At 32.1% G+C, this 4,182-nt stretch carries 4 protein-coding genes; all 4 read left to right on the top strand.

Annotated features, from left to right (window positions below; all coding sequences use genetic code 11):
• Positions 1-428: 428 nt before the first annotated feature.
• On the top strand, positions 429-1,814 hold the full coding sequence (locus tag QM959_RS09350; RefSeq protein ID WP_414372853.1) for a Rep family protein: 1,386 nt from the start codon (positions 429-431) through the stop codon (positions 1,812-1,814).
• Positions 1,815-2,155: 341 nt separating this feature from the next.
• The gene (locus tag QM959_RS09345) at positions 2,156-2,392 is read left to right on the top strand and encodes a hypothetical protein (RefSeq protein ID WP_414372852.1); all 237 of its coding nucleotides are present in this window, start codon (positions 2,156-2,158) and stop codon (positions 2,390-2,392) included.
• A 14-nt stretch (positions 2,393-2,406) separates the two neighbouring features.
• Entirely contained in the window at positions 2,407-2,742 is a 336-nt protein-coding gene (locus tag QM959_RS09340; RefSeq protein ID WP_414372851.1) for a hypothetical protein, read from the top strand.
• 10 nt (positions 2,743-2,752) lie between these two features.
• Complete coding sequence (locus QM959_RS09335; protein ID WP_414372850.1) at positions 2,753-3,847, top strand: FtsK/SpoIIIE domain-containing protein; 1,095 nt, start codon at positions 2,753-2,755, stop codon at positions 3,845-3,847.
• The last annotated feature ends 335 nt before the right edge of the window (positions 3,848-4,182 follow it).

The raw sequence follows: 4,182 nt of genomic DNA, 5'->3' as shown, positions 1-4,182 counted from the left end.
AATGGAACAAACTGCGAAGCAAGTTTGTTGAGAAATAGAGCAAAAGAAAATTATTTTATAAAATGATTGTGCATGTGCAGTTTTTGATTCTAAGATTTTAAAGTCTTAGAAATTCAATAGTATCAAGGAGTTACGTGCTACGAAACTTCGTCAAGTAGCACGTATTGTACTGCACAATCTTATTTCGTGTGCAGTTTGGAAGCATTATTTTCATAAAAAATGGCAATAAAAAAAGGAAAGGGATTTCCATTTCCTTTGATAAATAGTATAATGATAGACAGGCAATAAAAAAAGCAAATCCTTATGAAATAAAGATTTACTGATTTCTAATTAGTTATTCGCACTAACAATTATAAATCATTTCTTAATCTTTTTCAAGGGGGATTTGTTGCGCACAAATTTTTCATGAAGGAGATTATTTTTAATTTATGGCAAAGAGAGTAAGAAGATTCTCAATTAGTAGAAACAAACAGTATGAAACACATCAGTTAGATGGACAAGGACAATTGAAGCAAGTATCTGAAATTTCAGATACGGATTGGAAAGAAAAAGTTAAATCTGAAACGTTTGAATATTTAGCAACAGAATATGGCAGTCTAAAATCAATTGCTTTGATTTTCCATGATAGAGATTTAACTTCAGACGGAGAAAGGAAAGGATTGCATTGTCACATGATTCTAGAATTTAGAAATCCCGTGACAATCACATCTCTTGAGAAATTCAAGTTTGAATCTGGAAAATCTTTGAACAATCAAGATTTGATGTTCCAGTCTCGAAATGTTGAAGCAAGTAAATCATCAAGTGGCAGTTATCGTTATTTGACACATACGACAGACAAGGCAATGATGGAAAGAAAGACAAGATACGAAGTTCAAGAGTTGATTGTTGCAGAATATGAAACGGATGGCAGTATGAAATTTATTACTGGCGAAGAGTTAGAACTTTGGTATCGTGACAAAATCAAAGGGACAATTCGTCCCGAGAAATTAGAATTTGATGAAGCATTACAAGAAGCGTTTTTCAAAGTTCGTACAGGAGAGATTTTTGATGAGTTAGAAGTAGAAGCATTTCTACGAGAACGATTCACGGAAATGCAAGCGACAGAATTAGTCATTAAAAACAAGAAGTTCATTGACAATTCTCGTCAGATGTATCAAAAAGAAGTTTTTGAGGATATGCAAAACAATGGCCGCAATTTGAAAACATTCTTTATTTCAGGTTCATCAGGTCTTGGTAAATCAAGATTTGCAAAAGATTTGGCAAGAAGAATTAACATCAATAACGGCAAAAGTATCAATTCAATTTATACTGCTCCAACGGCAAAAGATGGAAAGACATATGATTTCATTGATTCAGAATATAAAGCGCAAGATGTGACAATCTTTGATGATGTCGATGCAAAATCATTTGGATTTCAAGAATTTCTAAATATCTTTGACAAGGACAACATCACAAAGATTTCATCAAGATATACAAACAAAGCATGGGTTTCTCATTACGCAATTATCACAAAAGCATCCAAGATTAGAAATTGGGTTGAGAGAGTAGCAAGTCAATCATCAGAATATGAGAAGGACAAGAGAGGTCAAGAAGTACAAGTTAGTAGAAGATTTGATTTATGGATTGAGTTAGATTTTGACAACAATAACAATCAAGTTAATTTCTATCAGTTCAAGCATTATCCAGATGATAACAAGAAAAGTCAGTGGAAGAAAGTTGCTAGAAAAGAAATCACAATGAAAGAATTTCAGTCAGATTCATCTGCAAGAGAAGAGATTTTTGATATTATCTTTAGGATTACAAATCCTAGTTAGCATTTACCTTTTCTATTGATGTATGATTGTACGATTCTAACAAAATGGCAGTTTTTGTTTTTATAAATTGCGATATAACAACAATCAAAATCAGTTTGGGCGAAGAGAATTTTCTCTTCGTTCTTTTTTTTCTGAAAGTAGTTTCTAAATGAAAAAATTTCAAAAAAATCCGAAATTTGGGTCAAGTAAGGATTCGATTTAGGAATAATATAATTAAAGGATTCTCTTAGAGTTTGGTGAGAAAATTTAAGATCCGTTTCAAAGAAAAATCAGTTTCTGATATTTATATTGCACAAATAAATTTCTTGTGCAATCAATCAATTTAGAAAAGGAGAAGCGAAGTGAAAAATTACTTTGAGTACACGGTAAAACATTCCCAAGAATTTGGTCCCCATCAATATTTGATAACGATGAGGTTTCCCAAGTCGATGGAAAAAGAAGTTAGAGATTTCTATCAAGATGGACAGAGGTTAATCTATGATGATGATTCTGATTGGGAAATCGCAGAGGAATGGGAAAGACAATATTTTTATAGACGGCAGGAGTTAAGTCCTGACATGAACAAAAAAAGAAGATAAAGAGGTAAACAATCATGATTTTTAAAACATTAGACGAAACAACAGTAAAATATTTTATCGGTGAAAAATTCCGTTTCTTCTCAGCAACTGAGAATTTCTTATATGAAAATGGAAAGAGAACAGATAAGAAAGAAGGTATCAAGGTTAAAATTTATTCAGAAGTTAATCCAGACGTATTTTTATTTGTCAAAGTCAATGGAACAATGGATGATATAGCAGGATTCAAGATTCATGATTCAATTGATTTTGAGAATTTAACTGGTAAGTTTTGGATTAAAGAAACAGGTAAACGTCCATCACAAGAATTAAGTTTAAAAGCAGATGGAATTAAATTTCTATTAGCAAAATAGGAGAAAGGAAATGTCTAGTACAAGATTAAGAAAATTAAAGAAAGGATTTGTTTTAAATGCTTATAAAGAAAGTTTCTTGATTCGTCAAAGAATGAAATATTTTCTCCAGGTCAATGATTTGTATAAAGTAGAAGAACAAAAAGTTCGAGTTAATGACAACAATTTTGTTGGAGGAAAATCTGAGATTCAATTGAGTTTAAGGGTATCTTGGAAGAAAGAAAAGAATGAGTTCGGAGATACAATTTTAATTGTTAAGATTCATAAAGACGGTTCTGTCTTAGAATCGAGGATAGAGAACGCAATTCCAAAATTACAATCAATATTTGGTCCGATTATTTCAAAGTCAAATTCTGCAAAGTATTATGAAGTAAGATTATTCTTGAAGCAAACGGATGGAAGAGAAGAAATTGACATCATGGAAGATATTGAGATGAATCCGCAAGGGTTCATTCAATTAAGCAAGTATCATAAATGGGATTATATTAGTAGTCCTCATTTGTTACTTGGAGGAGAATCAGGTTCAGGAAAATCAAGAGTTCTTTATGGATTGATTTATAAATTCTTAGGGGAGACAACAAAAGATAATCTATTCATTTGTGATGGAAAGGGAGAAGAATTATACAACGTTAGTAAGTATAATTTAGATTTACCAAATGTTGGAAGAACAAAAGAAGAAATATTTGATTACATCAAAGATGTTGAAAATTTAATGGATAGAAGATTTGAAGGTACAGATTCAAAGACAAATCCGATTTTCCTAGTGGTTGATGAATTTGCTGCATTAAGAATTTCCATGGATAAGAAAGAATTTAATGAAATCAATGATAGTTTGAAAAGAATTATTTTGATGGGACGGTCTGCGAACGTTCATTTATTAATGGCATTACAAAGGGCAGAAACATCCGTAATTGATGGAGCGATTAGGGATAATTTTGCGATTAGAATTGGGATGAAGAATTTATCAGTAGAAAATTTCAAGATGGTATTTGGAGTAAGTAAAGATGAATCAATTCTAGAACGAGATAAGGGGCAAGGTTATATTTCTATCGATGGCAAGATGGAACAATATGAATCTCCTTGGGTAGTTCTTCCTGGAGACGATTAAGAAGATGTGGAGTGAATTGAGGAGTAGCGAGACAGGTTTGTTATAGTTACAGAATCAACAATGCAGATCGGCGGCACGCAACGTCTGCAATTGGAAGATAATGTAACGATAATGAAACTGGCGAGGATTAACGACGAAAGAGAACGAAACATCCCATACAGTATTCTGTGGAGTGTTGAAAGTCGAAGACCTTTTAACACGGAGACAGAATGGAACAAACTGCGAAGCAAGTTTGTTGAGAAATAGAGCAAAAGAAAATTATTTTATAAAATGATTGTGCATGTGCAGTTTTTGATTCTAAGATTTTAAAGTCTTAGAAATTCAATAGTATCAAG

It is taken from the genome of Streptococcus mitis (assembly GCF_047459985.1).
GTDB lineage: Bacteria > Bacillota > Bacilli > Lactobacillales > Streptococcaceae > Streptococcus > Streptococcus mitis_DZ.
The sequence above is the reverse complement of the archived record's forward strand: the minus strand, read 5'-3'. Positions and strand labels throughout refer to the sequence as shown.